The following is a 16008-nucleotide window of genomic DNA, read 5'->3' as shown; positions in this document are numbered from 1 at the left end:
CACTAAAATATAATTCTTGAGGATCAATTGCTCTAATTTTAAAGATTTGTAACTGCGATATATTAAATTAAAACAATAATTAAATAATTATAACCCAGATCTTTTTTAGAACCTATTTACAAAAGTTAACGTAAATGAGCGAAAAAAAGTGTTGCATCGTGTTTTTCCAATCACTATACTTTTTACACGGTTTTAGCTAATAGGCTAAAATTTGATAGAAAAGTATAAAATTGTAAATTAATCAAAAAATTACTTGACAAGGTAGTCTAAAATGCATTATAATTTTCAACAGGCAACAGGCAACAGGCAACCTGGCCAACCTATCTTTTAGATTCGTCTAAGTTCAACTCTCAACTTAAATTTTTCACTAAAACTTGTTTTTCCACGCAATCAAGTGAAATTCTGCGAATTTTCGCGCGATCGCTTCCGCGATCCTCTTCTCGATCTTTTTTCCGATCGTTTTCCGGATCCCCTTTCAGATCCTGTTTTCGATCCTTTCCCAAATTATCCCGGCAGATTGTTTTTTTCGTGGCTTTTTTTCTTCCTTTTTCCAGTCATGCATTGACATCACAGACAACTAGGAATGCGATACAGGGTAGTGCACCTTATCTGACTTTCGATGGTGGTCGTACTCGTGTGGTTGATGCTAACGGTCTGCTTGGGATTACGTTATCTGATGGTACGCAATATATGCCATCAACCAATCTTTCATATATGACCCCAATCTCCTTGCCGGTTGCGGGTCAGAGTTTTGCTGATATAAGTATGTTGGTCCCAACTAATACTAATTCAGTCGATTTAAGTACACTTATCGGTCCTCCTAATAATTATTGGGGTGATGATGATGGTGATAGTGACGTTACTGCCACAGGTTCTTTGAGTTTATCTATCGTCGATAAAAGCGGTCAAACGGTATCACGCAGTACAGTGCCGGAGATTTGTAAGGCTCCTTATAGGGTTACGTTATCAAGTACTAACGGTACATTATCCACACGTTATGGGGTTCCTAATCATAGTGATTTCCGTGCTAGTTATGTGACTTATTATGTTAATCCTAAGGCTTCGCCTGTGGTTTGTTTGGCCACTCCTAGTGTGAGTTGGGGTTCAGATAATTATGCAGGCCCAGCTTCGATGTGGGTCCCTGGTAATGGTTTTATCCCTCAGTCAACTGACCCGTCACTTTACGGCCAAAACTTTCCTACAACTGGTGCTAATGGACTGTACTTTGATTTACTCATTAGTGGTGTAAGTCAGCCATTGTCTTGGTCTCCTGTTTCTCATGGAGGTATCACAGTCACAATGTCTCGTCCTACTGCTACAAGCGTTCATGTTACTTTAACTGGTCCTTACGCTACTCAATCCCAGAAGGATTCATCCAGTCCTATTCCTATTTCTAAACCTACTTTGCCTCAGACATTCGAGTTGGTCGGTCGTGATACTAATGGTGCTCCAGTCGTCAAATATGGTTTTACTTTGAAGCAGTGGTTCGTCAACCGAGGTTCTGTGCAGAAAAATTATTCTAATACATTATCTTGGTGTAATAGTCTTGGTTATCGCCTTCCTAAGGTAAAGGATTTAACCAATGCATCTTGTCCGCCTGGCTCCTATTATGATTCTAGGTGTCGTGGTTCAGTCGGGGCCACCCCTTCCTCGCCTTATAATCTTTACACGCGTCATATAGGTTCTGGCTTTTTCTCGGAGTGGGGCGCAATGGATTATTATTCAGGCGCTGGCTTCAACAGCGGTTGGCACTGGACTAGTGAACCGTTTGGTAGTAAACAGTTTAACGTGGACTCAGACTACGGTTACGTGAATGGGGACTACACCTACAACTACGACTACGGACTTTGCTCCCATCCTTAGTTTTTATTCCTTCGTTCTTAATCCTTAGGGCGGGGGTGGGAGTGATAAAAAATAGTATTAAGTGATTAAAAGTAAGCTGACTCAACGAGTCAACGTCGTTTAGCTATAAAAAGCGATTTTGTGGCTAAGCGACGTTTGAATTACCCGCCTCGTCGGGTTTATTTTTGAAGTGTTTTATCGCAAAAAAAGTTGAGGAGTGGGGTTTTTGGGGGGTAAAATTCTGCAATGTTATCTAAAATAAACAATTCGGCCTTAAACTGTGGCTTTTTTAGTAGCCATTTTTTTGCATCAAAAAAAGTTGAGGAGCGGGGTTTTTGAATCCTTTTCATCATAATCAATAAATAATCTTTATTAGTTCCATCTTAAGGTTTTGTTAATCTGTTTTTGTTAGTTTAGTTGCACTTTTATTTGTAATTATTGGAGCAAAATTTGGATAGAAATTTTAGTTGGCGCTCGTTGGTTTATGCTATTTTGTATTTCTGTTACTTTTCTTGTGCATTACAACTTTATATTGCATTGTCAGGACATGCTAATTTTATTGGGCTTCGTGACTCGATAATTTATAGTATGATTTGGCTGGTGCCTATTCTCTTTTTTCCTAATATTACCAAAAAATTTGCTACCATTTATGGCATTATTGTCGGTGGGTTGTCACTAATTTCTATTGGTTATTTTACGATATATCGACAGGAGTTTTCGCAGAGTGTTTTTTTTGTGATGGCAGAGTCGAATTATAATGAGTCACATGAATTTATTTCCCAGTACCTTAGTATTAAACTCGTCGCCGTGCTGTTGATTTATATTTTGGTTGGGGTGTTTTTGTGGTTTAAGGTTAAACCGGTTTATGTAAAAAATATGACTAAATGGTTAGTGTCGATAATCATTGTGGTTTATGCGTTGATGCCTTTGTTTATTAGTGTGGCGATTAAGAAGACTTCGTTTGAGCGCGCTACCCAGCATCTGTTAAGTCGGATGGAAACGACGGTTCCATGGCAATTGCTCAGTAGTTATATTGCTTATCGTTCTCAGCTTTCTAATATGGACAAAATCTTGAATCATCTCGAAACCTTGCCTAAATTCGAAAATTTAACTGATGCCAATGGAAATACTCCAAGAACGTTAGTGCTGGTGATTGGTGAGTCAACTACTCGTAGCCGTATGGGCATTTATGGTTATGATCGTGATACGACGCCGTTAATCGAGCAATTTAAAAAAGATAACCCTGATTTTCTTGCTTTTAATGATGTTGTTTCATCAAGACCTTATACGATTGAGATTTTGCAACAAGCCCTAACTTTGGCCGATGAGAAACATCCTGATTTATATCTTTCTAAGCCATCATTAATTCATTTGATGAAACAGGCCGGCTATAAGACTTTTTGGATTACCAATCAACAAACGATGACCAAGCGCAATACGATGTTGACGATGTTCTCTAAGCAAGCTGATGAGCAGTTTTATATGAATAATGATCGTAATCAGAGCTCCAGACAATATGATTCGTCGGTTTTTGAGCCGTTTAAGAATGTGCTAAATTATCCTGCTGAAAAGAAATTTATTGTTATTCATCTGCTCGGTACCCATATGAAATATGAGCTGCGCTATCCGGAGGGTGAGGAGTATCAGCGTTTTAAAGATAAGACTGGCGTAAATTTTAATTTGGATAACGATAAGTTAAAAGTTTATAACAGTTATGATAATGCGGTCGCGTTTAATGATTTTGTTACCACTGAGCTGTTTAAGCTATTTAAGAATAGTGATCCAAATGGTTTTATTTTGTATTTTTCCGATCATGGTGAGGAAGTTTATCAAACGGCTCCGCATGATGTTTTAGGGCGTAATGAGAAGGCGCCAACTAGGGCTATGTATACGGTTCCTTTTATGCTTTGGCAATCGCCAAAGTGGCTTGTGAGTCATCCTAATAATCATTTTGAGTCTTATGTGAATCGAAAATTTAGTACTCAGGATTTGATTCATACTTGGTCTGATTTGGCTGGGTTAAGCTTCGATGATTATCAACCCGAAAAAAGTATTGTGAATGAAAAATTTGCACAGCCAACTCGATGGATTGGTGATCCTCATGGTAAGGAGGGGTTAACCGATTTCGATCAGCTCGCTAAATAGTGATTTACAGATAAAGTAAAGGTATGGTATTGTATATTTATACAGTTATTTTCTATATACTAATACCTTCATTATGCGAAAAATTATTCATGTCGATATGGATTGTTTTTATGCAGCTGTCGAAATGCGAGATAATCCACGTTATCGCAATGTGCCGATCGCCGTAGGTGGCGATCCACGTAAGCGTGGTGTGGTGGCAACTGCGAATTATATTGCTCGTCAATATGGTGTGCATAGTGCAATGTCAATGGCACAGGCAATTAAGCTGTGCCCTAATATTAAGGTCATTCCTGGTCGTCATGCCGTCTATAAAGAGGTTTCTAATCAAATCCATCAAATATTTAAGCGTTATACTCAAGCCATTGAGACGCTTTCGCTTGATGAGGCTTATTTGGATGTGACAGATTGTAAGCTCTGTCATGGTTCTGCTACGTTAATCGCCCAAGATATTCGACAAGCAATCTATAACGAGCTTGAATTAACCGCGTCAGCAGGTGTGGCTCCACTTAAGTTTTTAGCTAAAATCGCATCTGATATGAATAAGCCAAATGGGCAATATGTGATTACACCCGATCAGGTTGAAGGATTTATTGAGCAACTTCCACTGAAGAAGATCCCCGGTGTGGGTAAAGTGACCGAGAAGAAGCTAGCAGAGTTGGGGCTTTATACCTGTAAAGATGTGGTTAATTATGATTTGACTAAGTTACTTAATCAGTTTGGTAAGTTTGGACGTATTTTATATGAACGTTGCCAAGGGATTGATGAACGCGAAGTCTGTAATGATAGGCAACGCAAGTCAGTTGGGGTAGAGCGCACGTTGGTTGATGATATTCACAGTTGGGATGAGTGTTTAGCGCAATTTGATCCGCTATTTGAGGAGTTGGAGAAGCGTTTAAGCAAAGTTCGCTCGGATCTCTCTATTGCTCGCCAAGGTGTGAAATTTAAGTTTGATGATTTTCAGCTTACAACTCAAGAGCATGTTTGGTCTAAGTTGGATAAAGCTGATTTGATTGAACAAGCTCATAAAGTTTGGCTAGAAAGGCGCAATGATCGGGGTGTTAGGTTAATTGGTTTTCATGTGACTTTGATTGATCCACAAGTTGAAAAGCAACTTATTTTTAAGTTTTGATTGATGATGTTTTGATTAGATGAGATGGGTTAAAGGATCTGATTTTAATTCGCAAATCAGATCCTTTATATTATTAAATGATTATTTTAAGTTTTGACCATTGGTCTTAATCACATTTTTATACCATTCGAATGACTCTTTTTTATAGCGTTTCATGCTTCCGTTACCTTCGTTGTCACGATCAACATAAATCACGCCATAACGTTTTTTCATTTCGCCAGTGGTGAATGAAACGACGTCGATAATCCCCCAAGCGGTATAACCAATCACATCAACACCGTCGTAATCCATCGCTTTTTGCATCGCTTTAATATGCGCGCCGAGGTATTCGATTCGTGGCTTATCGTGAATTTGGTTGTCGTGCTCAAGTTCATCAATCGCGCCAAAACCATTTTCAACAATAAATAGTGGTAGTTGATAACGATCGTATAAGCGATTAAGTGTGTAACGTAATCCTTCTGGGTCGATCGGCCAACCCCAGTCACTGCTTTTAATGTATGGATTTTCAACTGCATTTGGTAATGCACCATTGACGATGTTGTCACGGTTGTCGTTTTTAACATCCGCTTTTACGACCGTTGACATGTAGTAACTAAAGCCGATGTAATCAACCGTACCTTGTTTTAAACAAGCTAAGTCTTCCTCTGTAATATCAAGTTTGTAGCCTTCGCGTTCAAACTCTTTTAATGCGTATGATGGATAATATCCACGAACATGTACATCAGGGAAGAAGAAGCGTTGATGCATAGCAATTTCTGATGCCATCATGTCTTCAGGGTTACATGAGTATGGGTAAATTGGCACGTGAGAAATCATACAACCAATTTCAAAGTTAGGGTTGATTTTTTTACCAGCAATAACCGCTTTAGCACTGGCTAATAATTCGTAATGCGCAACTTGGTAAAGCACTTCTTGTGGATTTTCACCAGGTTTAACTTGTACACCTGAGTTGGTCCAGAAGAAGATTGGGTTACTGGTGTCCATTTGGTTGTTGATTTCGTTAAAAGTCATCCAATATTTAACTTTGTTTTTATAACGTTCAAAACAACTTATAGCAAAACGTTCAAAAAACTCTACGGTTTTACGATTACGAAAACCACCATATTGACGAGCAATGTGTAATGGAATTTCAAAATGTGAAAGGGTAATAACCGGTTCAATTCCATTTGCAATGAGTTCATCAAATACGTCATCGTAAAATTGTAGGCCTGCTTCATTTGGCTCTAGCTCATCGCCTTTAGGAAAAATTCGTGTCCAAGCAATTGAGGTACGAAGGCATTTTAATCCAAGTTCAGCAAATAATTTGATGTCTTCTTTATAATGATGATAGAAATCAATTGCTGTATGATTTGGGTAAAATTTGCCTGCTTCGATATCTTGAGTGATTTGTCTTGCAACACCATGTGCGCCAGCGGTCATGACATCAACCACGCTTGGTCCTTTGCCCCCTTCATTCCAGCCGCCTTCGAATTGGTGAGCGGCTAATGCACCGCCCCATAAAAATGGTTTTTTAGTCATTTTTGATTCCTTGTTATTGCTTAATTTCGAATATGATATCGTCAAGATTTACGTCTTTATTTTCAGTTAATGTGATCAATTGGTATTGATCTGTATTAACAATAATAATTGGTGTTATTAGTGGATAACCCGCTTGTTTGACCGCTTGTGGATCAAAGCTGATTAGCAAATCACCTTTTTTAACTTGTTGACCCATACTGATGTGATAACTAAATTCGTTATTAGTTAAATTAACGGTATCTATTCCAACGTGAATTAATAATTCGACGCCGTTATCTAGGACTAAGCCGATAGCATGTTTTGAACTTTCAAATACCGCACTAACTACGCCATCAAATGGTGCATAAACATGGTTATCTGTTGGTTCGATAGCAATACCTTCACCCATTAATTTTTGTGCAAAAGCGGGATCTGGCACTTCGCTTAGTGGTAATGCTTTACCGATCATTGGGCTAGTAATGTTAACTTTATCAAGAACGACTTTTGGAGTGTCGTTTTCAATTTTTTCATCACTTTGTGCTTTTTCATTAGTACCAAAAATTTGTATCAAAATAACTGGCCCAAATAGTGCTATTGCTGAACCTAGTGCTACGCCGATGATTGATCCATAATGTTCTGGATTAATTGCATTAACAATAGTTAGTGGTCCAGGTAATGCTGCATAGGTGTAGTAGTAAGGCGTAAAGATACCAGCGACCATCCCACCAATTGCAGCACATATACAACCATAAATAAATGGTGTTTTAAAGCGTAAGTTAACCCCATAAATAGCCGGCTCTGTGATACCAAATAGACCCGTAATAAATGCAGAGATTGATACACCTTTCATCTCTTTTGAGCGAGTTTTGATATAGAATCCTAATGCTGCACCGACTTGACCAATTACCGCAATAGTTTGGTAGGCTTGGAAAGAGTCTTTACCATATTGGTTAATGTTTTCGATAATAACTGGTGTAATCCCCCAATGCACACCAAATATAACCAGAACTTGCCAAAATGCCCCGATAATCGCACCCGCGACCCATGGCGCAAGGTTTACAATCCAGTTGTATCCGCTTGCAAGGTAGTGCGCTGCACCAGCTGTAATAGGTCCAATTACTAATAAGGTTAATGGAACCATAATCACTAAGCAGATTAATGGCATGACTAATGGTTTAATAATGCTGTGTAAGCGAGGTTCTAAGAAACGCTCTAAATAAGAGAGTAACCATACTAAAAATAGTGGTGGTAATACGGTTGACATATAGGTGGTTTCAGATAACGGTAAACCAAATAAGTCAAATGCTCCCCCATTTTTTATTGATGTTGCAATTTCTGCCCATGTTGGTGATAGTAGCGCTGCACAACATGCTACTGCAATATAGATGTTGCAACGGAAATGTTGCGATGCAGTAATGGCAATAAAGATAGGTAAAAAGGTAAATGGCGCCCAAGAGATAAAGCTAAATACTTGGCAAGTGCCAGTTTGTTCGAATTCTGGATAGGCAAGCTTAATTAAAATTAAGATCCCTTGTAATATACCTGCTCCCGCTAAAACATAAACGAAGGGAGCAAAAACAGCTGACATTGTGGCGATAACACGATTTAACATACTACTTTTGCTATTTACATCAACTTTATTGTTTCCACTCATTAATTGCGTAAATGCATTATAGACTTTGTCTACATTTGTGCCGATAACAACTTGAATTTGTCCACCTTTTTCAACCACGGTGATAACACCCGGCAAACTGGCGATTTTCTCTTTCGCTTCCGCTGGGGTGGTTTGAGTAACGACACGCAAACGAGTTGCACAACGCGCGACAGAAACAATATTATTTTCGCCGCCTAACTCATTTAATATATCAACTGCTAATTTATTATAATCTCTAATTTTAGATGACATCAATTAAGCTCCTTTTAACAGGTAAGAGAGCATATATTATCCTTAAATTAAAAATTGTTAATGACCAATTTTATTGTTTGTGATATAGATCGCGTTTTCAAGCTATTTTAATTTATTTATTTCACTATGAGTATAAAATGTGAGTCATTTATACCAATTCCAAAGAACGATTAATGTTAAAATACCAAGATGTGGCAAAGAAAATTCAACAGTCGATTTATCAACAAAATCTGCCAAAAGATACGCAATTGCCTAATATCGAGGGGTTAATTCAACAATATCAAGTTAGTCGTACCACCATTATCAAAGCACTTAATCGCCTTGAAAGGCACGGTGTGATCTATCAAATTCAAGGCAGTGGTATTTTTGTTAGGCAACCCAAAAAACGGGGTTATCTGAATTTTTTAGAGAGTCATGGTTTTAGTGTTGACCTAAATGATTTACCAGGCGCTTCACAAGTATTTAATGTTGACGTTATTCAGCCTAATGCCAAAGTAAAAGAGAACTTACAGTGTGAAGATGGTGAAGAAGTCTATTATATAAAACGATTACGTTTGGTTGAAGGCAAGGTTTATGGTTTTGAGCAATCTTATTATCGTAAAAAGATCATCTCTTACCTTAATCGGGAAATTGCCGAAAACTCAATTTTTAGTTACGTTAAAGAGATTTGTAAAATCAATATTGGTTTTTCTGATAAATATTTCAAAGCGATAAAATTAGATGAGGAGATCGCCCCTTATTTAGGATTAAAACCTGGTGATCCCGCTTTATGTGTTGAAGAGATTTTTTATACTACAGCAGGCGAACCTTTCGATTTTTCAAGAATTATCTATCATTACGACAATGCAAAATTCTATGTACAAAGTCATTCAAAATAGTCGAAGGTATTTCATTTAGTTAATAAAATAAATTACTAACTAAATGAAATTTTATCAATTTAACAGCTACTACTTTTGTTCAACTTTTTTAAGTGTTTCGAATGTACCTGATAAAGTTAATGTGACTTCATATTCTGGTGGGGTATTGATATCTACATCCATAGGATCATCGGCACTCCTATCCATAGCTAGATAACGTTTTTCACTTTTGGCGTTGCTATATGATGAATATGTTCTATCAAAATCTCTTGAGTCGAGTGATAGTGTAATTGGTGCGCCTAGAACATACTGTTTATCCAATAATCGTTCAACTTTAGCGCTCAATTTGTTTAGTAAAAGGGTTTCATGCTCGTTTAGCGCAGCTTGAATTGCTTCAGGCGAAACACTATAAGAGATGTTATTGTTGACTTGCATCTTTAATTCTTGCGCTTTAGCAATAATTTTACCAATAAGATCTAATTTATTTATTTTTATTTTTAGTGTGTTATTGACGAAATAGTGTTTTTCTTCAATTTCTTTAGCCTCCATTTCGCGTACCATATATTTTTTAATTGATACGTTCGTTAAGCCTATCTTTTTTAATTCGTTAGCGATATTGTTAAAGTCTTTGTACAGATCATCCTTTGCTCTACTTTCTCTATTACTGGTTGTAGCAATGGAGAATTCATAGTAGTTAGTCAAATTTTTATCGTCAATCTGATAAATGTTGTTTATACCATATTTATCAAGTATTTTATTAAGCTTGATGAAGCTATCATTATTATCAATCGTTAATACAACATTAAGAATAGCTGCATAAGTGGTATTGTTTTTACTATCTGGTTTCGTAACAGTTCTAACACTGTTTTTGTAGTCGGTGGTAACTAAATTATCGTCGGTAATATTAAGTGTATTTAAATAAGTTTTTAACTTCTTCATTGTTTCGACATTAAGATTAGAAGCTTCCGTTGATGTCTCACCCTCTGTTTCTAAGGTTACATAAAATTCAACTGTATCGGGTTTTAATTTAATGTTATCCGTGATTTTGGAGGAGATTTCTCCAACAGGGATAAGGTTATTTCCATATTTTAATTGCTGTAGTTCTAAATAATTATTGCTAACGTTTAACGCATTATTTTGGGCGTGAGATGGAAAGACGGCACTTATATTCATTAATAGGATTAATAAGAAGGTTTTTTTCATTTTATTTCCTTTATTCAGTCTAGTGAAATGGGCTAGTAAAGTAGGTTCAATGTAGAAAGATAAGATGATTATAATTAATCTAATTGGAAAGTTGTAAAAAAATTGTAAAACTTTATGAATATAAAAAAGCGTCTTACGACGCTTTATTATTTTATTCCATATTCAGCACGATAGGCTTCGACTTGGGTGACTTGGTCTTTTCGTGATGGATCTTGGTAGAGGTATTGGATCAAATCATCTAAAGTAATAATTGAAATTACATCACAATGATAAGTCTGTTTGATTTCTTGAATAGCAGATAAATCACCTCGGCCTTTTTCTTGACGATCTAAGCAAATCAATACGCCAGCAAGTTTAGATTGATTGTCTTCCAAAATTCGCATTGATTCACGAATTGCTGTACCAGCGGTAATTACATCATCAACTAACATAACGCGTTGTTGATATATTGAACTACCTACTAGATTACCACCTTCACCATGGTCTTTCGCTTCCTTTCGGTTAAAGCAGTAAGGAACATCAACATTGTGGTGTTCAGATAGGGCAACCACTGTTGATGAAACGATTGGAATGCCTTTGTAGGCTGGACCAAAGATAACATCATATTGTAAATCTGCATCGATCAATGCAGCGGCATAAAAACGACCTAATAACGCTAAATCTTTACCGGTATTAAATAGTCCTGCATTAAAAAAGTAAGGGCTTTTTCGACCTGATTTTAAAGTAAACTCGCCAAATTTTAATGCTTGCCTATCTAAAGCAAATTCTATAAATTCACTTTTATATGATTTCATCGATCCTCTCCAATTAATCTTTTAAAGCTTGTTTTTGTGCTTCTGTAATAGTTTTTATGCCATTTTTTGCTAGTTCTAATAGGGTTAATAATTCTTCATGACTAAATGGTTCACCCTCGGCAGTGCCTTGAACTTCTATGATACGACCATCATCTGTCATAACGACATTCATATCGGTTTCAGCATTAGAATCTTCAATGTATTCTAAGTCGCATAAGGCTTCACCGTTTACAATGCCTACCGATACGGCAGCCACTAAAGATTTAATTGGATTTTCTTTGATTTTGCCATTAGAAATTAATGTGTTTATTGCATCAACAAGTGCAACACAAGCTCCGGTAATCGATGCAGTTCTTGTGCCACCATCGGCTTGAATAACGTCACAATCTAAGGTAATGGTGTACTCACCTAATAATTCAAGGTCAACCATCGCACGCAGTGAACGGGCAATTAGGCGTTGGATTTCCATTGTTCGGCCAGTTTGTTTGCCTTTTGCAGCTTCTCGTTGTGTTCTTGAATTTGTTGCGCGAGGTAACATGCCATATTCAGCAGTGATCCAACCTTGATTTTGACCTTTTAAAAAGCGGGGTACAGATTCATCAATTGTTGCATTACAAAGTACTTTGGTTTCACCAAATTCGACTAATACAGAACCTTCTGCATGCTTAGTGTAATGACGGGTTATTTTGATTGGGCGGACTTGTTCCGCAGATCGACCAGACGGGCGCATGCAATTCTCCAGCAGTTTATTTTATCTTCGAATTAATTTTTTAGGGGGACATCAACAAGAAAGCGTCGATGTTTAGCCTAAGCTAAGGGCACATTATACAGAATTTGTGATACAATGCACACTAAGTTTTTATAAATTTAGGAACCTATTATGATTTCTAGTATGACCGCGTATGCGAGAAAAGAGTTGAACCAATCATGGGGTAATGCGTCTTGGGAGTTGCGTTCGGTCAATCAACGCTACTTAGAAACCTATATTCGATTACCCGAACAGTTTCGCTCACTTGAGCCGATCGTTCGTGAGCGTCTTCGTGCTCGATTAACTCGCGGAAAGATTGAATGTAACTTACGCTTCGAACTTGATCCCGCTACTCAGAACCAAGAGTTATCATTAAATATTGAGCTAGCTAAACAGATATTAAATGCAGGTGATTGGATTAAACGTGAATACCAAACCGGTCCAATCAATCCGCTTGATGTGTTACGTTGGCCAGGAGTGATGTCGAGTAAAGAACAAAATTTAGATGCAATTTCGCAAGAAATTTTAGCTTTACTTGAAAAGACAATCGATGAATTTATCACTGTTCGTGAACGTGAAGGTAAAGCCTTAAGCGAATTAATTACTCAACGCTTAGACGCAATAACTCTCGAAGTTAATAAAATTCGAGATTGGATGCCACAAATCTTAGATTGGCAGAAAGAGCGTTTAAAAAGCAAACTAGACGAAGCCAATATTGAACTAGATAGCTCACGTCTTGAACAAGAAATTGTGATGGTTGCACAAAAAATTGATGTGGCTGAAGAGTTAGATCGATTAATGACTCATGTCAAAGAAACTTATGCAATCTTAAAGAAAAACGAAGCAGTAGGGCGCCGACTTGATTTTATGATGCAAGAATTTAATCGTGAATCAAATACCATCGCTTCAAAATCAATTAATGCGGATGTAACTGCAAGTGCGATTGAACTTAAAGTATTGATTGAGCAGATTCGAGAGCAAGTACAAAATATCGAGTAATTTAATGAGCAAGTATCTTGTCATCGCCAAAGTCCTTCACTCAATATAGTCTTAAATGTTTATATCGATTAACAGACTGATTTATTATTTACTCTAAAAAACAATCAATGTAGATTAAATTAACAATAGGGGCGCAATGCCCCTTTTTTATATCAAGATATTATGAATTGCTTTTTCAAAGATTATTTTTAATTAAAAAGAAAAATCTTTACTTTTATCTAGTCTAATAAACTTTACTTTTCATAGAGCAAGTTTAAAATGCACCAGTCAAATTAATAACTCAGTCCTAGTTATTGGAAAAAATAACAAAAATTGACAATTATCATTTAAACATAGCTAGAAGTTTTTTTATTAGTATTATAATTTTTAAGGAATAATAAGGAATAAAACAATGAGCTCTACAGTTAGTCATTATCAGTTGTCACAAAAATTTAATCCGCTTTTAACCATTATCTTTACTTTAATAGGTATTTTTGTCGCAATTGCTTTGGGCATTATCTATTCAATCATCTCTTATTATTCTCCGTTTGTCATAATTGATATTGGTTTAGTCGTTGTAATGGGATTGACGTTAGCCTATCTTGCTTCATTTCTTGCAAAAGCAGCAAAAGTAAGAAATACCATGGTTAATTTTTTTATGGCATTCTTTATCTGTTTATTTGCTTACTACTCAAGTGTATGTGGATTTGAAGTAGGCCTTTTTTCGGGTGATTTTACAGATTATATTGAACTGTTTTTTTCACCATTCACTGTCGTTGACATCATGTTTGATGAAATTCTTCCATACCGTGAAATATCCATCACCAGAAAATCGAATACAAGTCACATTTCTGGTTTAATGTTGGGTGTTGTTTATTTAATTGAATTACTTGTTTTCTTCTATCCATTAATCGTTTCATTTCATATTGACGATTATTATTGTGAAGATTGCCAAGCATGGTACAAAAAATATCAATTCTTTTCATTAAGTAATGAAAGCCTAGAAACTAAACTTTCTGCCAATTTAACTGGTAGTTATGCCGATGCATTATCGCAAACAACTTTTTATACTGATACAAAAGGAATAGTTAACCAAGTCGATCAATCAGCAGGAAATATCGATGTATTAGAATATCAATATTGCCAATGCCCAAAATGTCGTCAGAAAAGCATTCTTACCATAGAGAAGAAATTATTGAAAAAAGACAAAAAAGAGTATGAATTAAAAGGTGTTAGTGATGGATTTATAGTCCAAGATGCCTATATCGATAACAAAACCGATGCATTATTTGAAAAAGAAATATAAATTGGTAAAAAAGATAAATGAATAAGAAAGATAAAAGGGACTGATGTCCCTTTTTTTAAGGGTGATTTTTAGGATAGTGTCGATTTTTAATTGATTTAAAGTACCAATATAACGCAGCATAAGCGATCCCCGTCGATAACAAATCAGCAGTTGGTGATGCTGCCCATACACCATCTAAATCAAAGAATAATGGAAGAATATAAAGTGTTGGTAACAAGATTAAAATTTGTCTTGAAAGGCTCAACAAAATAGAAATTTTTGCCATACCAATACATTGGAAGAAACTGGTAGTTACCATTTGGAACCCAACAAATGCAAAAGAAAATGTAGTATAACGTAGTGCAATTGCAGATATTGCTACTAAATCAACATCAGAACTAAATGCTCTAACCAGCACATCAGGAATAAAACAACCTAATATAAAACCAACGCTAGTAATGACGGTGGCAATTTTAACCGCATAAATAAACGTTTCCTTAACCCGAGCATAATTTTTGGAACCGTAGTTATAACCAATAATCGGTTGCATACCTTGGTTTACGCCAATAACAATCATAATAATCAGTGTAATTAATCGGTTAGCGTTAGAATAGCCGGCAATTGCATCATCACTTGAAACATGCGATATTGGTGCATAATGGGTTAACTGCCAGTTGATAAATACCACAACAACCGACGCCGCCACCTGCATGGCAAACGGTGACATACCAATCGATAAAATAGATTTAACATAAGTAAAATCGAGCTTAAAGTTGCGACGATATAATTTAATATTGCTGTTTTTGCTGATAAAGTGTTGCATTACAAACAAAAAGCTAATAAACATCGATAGCGTAGTTGCAAACGCTGCACCGCGCATTCCCCAACCTAAAGCAATAATGAAAATTGGTGCGAGAATAATATTAGCAATCACACTGATAAACATCGTTACCATGGCTTTGAAAGGATAACCACTGGCGCGCATCATGTTGTTGTAATTAAATGTTAGTGTGATAAAAATACTACCCGGTAAAAATACCTCTAAAAATTCCCGTGCATAAATATGATTAGTGGGGCTTGAACCGATAAAGTGTAAAACCGGATCAATAAAATAAAGTAATAATGCTAAAGTAATACCGCTAAGCACAGCAGTTAACATAAACGATGTGCCTGCTACTCTTTCGGCTTTATCAATCTCGCCTCGACCCAAAAATATCGAAATACGGCTTGCCGAACCAATACCGACCAACATACCAATGCCGGCAGCAAGATTCATCACAGGCAAAATAATACCAGCGCCACTTAACGCTTCGCGACCGATCCAATGACCAATAAAAATTCCATCAATAATATTGTAAAGCGTATTTACTGTTGTCCCAATAATTGATGGTAGCGCATATTGCCAAAATATTAGGCTAATTTTTTTATGTTTAAAATCATCATAAATATCGCGTGAGTTTGTCATTTTTATTCACATTGAAAAAAAGTTAAAGTTGCTAAGAATTTTAGAATATACGTAAAAGTATAAAATTGACTTGAATAATCATAACTAGTTTAACAGAGATAAAAATTGATGATAGCACTTTTTTAGTGCTTTGATAAAATAGTCGATTATCAAATCGTC

At 36.4% G+C, this 16008-nt stretch carries 12 protein-coding genes; 6 read left to right on the top strand and 6 right to left on the bottom strand.

Annotated features, from left to right (window positions below; all coding sequences use genetic code 11):
* The first annotated feature begins 528 nt into the window (after positions 1–528).
* The 3 genes from A9G07_RS06570 to dinB all read left to right on the top strand — a co-directional run bounded on the left by A9G07_RS06570 (position 529) and on the right by dinB (position 5116).
* On the top strand, positions 529–1863 hold the full coding sequence (locus A9G07_RS06570) for a hypothetical protein (RefSeq protein WP_141677484.1): 1335 nt from the start codon (positions 529–531) through the stop codon (positions 1861–1863).
* A gap of 429 nt (positions 1864–2292) precedes the next feature.
* On the top strand, positions 2293–3987 hold the full coding sequence (cptA, locus tag A9G07_RS06565) for a phosphoethanolamine transferase CptA (RefSeq protein ID WP_218060025.1): 1695 nt from the start codon (positions 2293–2295) through the stop codon (positions 3985–3987).
* Positions 3988–4060: 73 nt separating this feature from the next.
* Positions 4061–5116 (top strand): DNA polymerase IV, encoded by a 1056-nt coding sequence (gene dinB / locus A9G07_RS06560; RefSeq protein ID WP_065734535.1) that lies wholly within the window; start codon positions 4061–4063, stop codon positions 5114–5116.
* An 81-nt stretch (positions 5117–5197) separates the two neighbouring features.
* Here the strand turns inward: dinB and A9G07_RS06555 are convergent, their stop codons facing one another.
* Positions 5198–6634 carry a 6-phospho-beta-glucosidase gene (locus tag A9G07_RS06555; protein ID WP_065734534.1) on the bottom strand — a complete coding sequence of 479 codons (1437 nt, stop codon included), beginning with the start codon at positions 6632–6634 and terminating at the stop codon, positions 5198–5200.
* 13 nt (positions 6635–6647) lie between these two features.
* A complete protein-coding gene (locus A9G07_RS06550; protein ID WP_065734533.1) occupies positions 6648–8519 on the bottom strand; it encodes a beta-glucoside-specific PTS transporter subunit IIABC in 1872 nt (623 codons plus the stop codon).
* A gap of 173 nt (positions 8520–8692) precedes the next feature.
* Here A9G07_RS06550 and A9G07_RS06545 point away from each other — a divergent pair, with 173 nt between their 5' ends.
* Entirely contained in the window at positions 8693–9397 is a 705-nt protein-coding gene (locus A9G07_RS06545) for a GntR family transcriptional regulator (RefSeq protein WP_065734532.1), read from the top strand.
* A 69-nt stretch (positions 9398–9466) separates the two neighbouring features.
* On the opposite strand, the gene A9G07_RS06540 is transcribed toward A9G07_RS06545, so the two are convergent.
* From A9G07_RS06540 to rph, 3 genes are all read right to left on the bottom strand, one after another.
* Entirely contained in the window at positions 9467–10579 is a 1113-nt protein-coding gene (locus A9G07_RS06540; RefSeq protein WP_065734531.1) for an SIMPL domain-containing protein, read from the bottom strand.
* A gap of 146 nt (positions 10580–10725) precedes the next feature.
* Entirely contained in the window at positions 10726–11373 is a 648-nt protein-coding gene (pyrE, locus tag A9G07_RS06535; RefSeq protein WP_065561745.1) for an orotate phosphoribosyltransferase, read from the bottom strand.
* A 13-nt stretch (positions 11374–11386) separates the two neighbouring features.
* Positions 11387–12103 carry a ribonuclease PH gene (gene rph, locus A9G07_RS06530; RefSeq protein WP_065561744.1) on the bottom strand — a complete coding sequence of 239 codons (717 nt, stop codon included), beginning with the start codon at positions 12101–12103 and terminating at the stop codon, positions 11387–11389.
* Positions 12104–12253: 150 nt separating this feature from the next.
* Here rph and A9G07_RS06525 point away from each other — a divergent pair, with 150 nt between their 5' ends.
* Together A9G07_RS06525 and A9G07_RS06520 are read left to right on the top strand one after the other, a co-directional pair.
* A complete protein-coding gene (locus A9G07_RS06525) occupies positions 12254–13120 on the top strand; it encodes a YicC/YloC family endoribonuclease (protein WP_065734530.1) in 867 nt (288 codons plus the stop codon).
* 391 nt (positions 13121–13511) lie between these two features.
* A complete protein-coding gene (locus tag A9G07_RS06520; protein WP_065734529.1) occupies positions 13512–14405 on the top strand; it encodes a hypothetical protein in 894 nt (297 codons plus the stop codon).
* 55 nt (positions 14406–14460) lie between these two features.
* On the opposite strand, the gene A9G07_RS06515 is transcribed toward A9G07_RS06520, so the two are convergent.
* Complete coding sequence (locus A9G07_RS06515) at positions 14461–15849, bottom strand: MATE family efflux transporter (RefSeq protein WP_065734528.1); 1389 nt, start codon at positions 15847–15849, stop codon at positions 14461–14463.
* Positions 15850–16008: the final 159 nt, after the last annotated feature.

It is taken from the genome of Gilliamella sp. wkB72 (assembly GCF_001693745.1).
GTDB lineage: Bacteria > Pseudomonadota > Gammaproteobacteria > Enterobacterales > Orbaceae > Gilliamella > Gilliamella apicola_E.
Note: the sequence above shows the minus strand (reverse complement) of the source record. Positions and strands in the feature narration are given on the sequence as shown.

Excerpts from the sequence above, each read along its gene's own strand:
- dinB (WP_065734535.1), top strand. The coding sequence starts at position 4,061 with ATGCGAAAAATTATTCATGTCGATATGGATTGTTTTTATGCAGCTGTC.
- A9G07_RS06555 (WP_065734534.1), bottom strand. The coding sequence starts at position 6,634 with ATGACTAAAAAACCATTTTTATGGGGCGGTGCATTAGCCGCTCACCAA.
- pyrE (WP_065561745.1), bottom strand. The coding sequence starts at position 11,373 with ATGAAATCATATAAAAGTGAATTTATAGAATTTGCTTTAGATAGGCAA.
- A9G07_RS06515 (WP_065734528.1), bottom strand. The coding sequence starts at position 15,849 with ATGACAAACTCACGCGATATTTATGATGATTTTAAACATAAAAAAATT.
- A9G07_RS06540 (WP_065734531.1), bottom strand. The coding sequence starts at position 10,579 with ATGAAAAAAACCTTCTTATTAATCCTATTAATGAATATAAGTGCCGTC.
- rph (WP_065561744.1), bottom strand. The coding sequence starts at position 12,103 with ATGCGCCCGTCTGGTCGATCTGCGGAACAAGTCCGCCCAATCAAAATA.
- A9G07_RS06550 (WP_065734533.1), bottom strand. The coding sequence starts at position 8,519 with ATGTCATCTAAAATTAGAGATTATAATAAATTAGCAGTTGATATATTA.
- A9G07_RS06520 (WP_065734529.1), top strand. The coding sequence starts at position 13,512 with ATGAGCTCTACAGTTAGTCATTATCAGTTGTCACAAAAATTTAATCCG.
- A9G07_RS06545 (WP_065734532.1), top strand. The coding sequence starts at position 8,693 with ATGTTAAAATACCAAGATGTGGCAAAGAAAATTCAACAGTCGATTTAT.
- A9G07_RS06525 (WP_065734530.1), top strand. The coding sequence starts at position 12,254 with ATGATTTCTAGTATGACCGCGTATGCGAGAAAAGAGTTGAACCAATCA.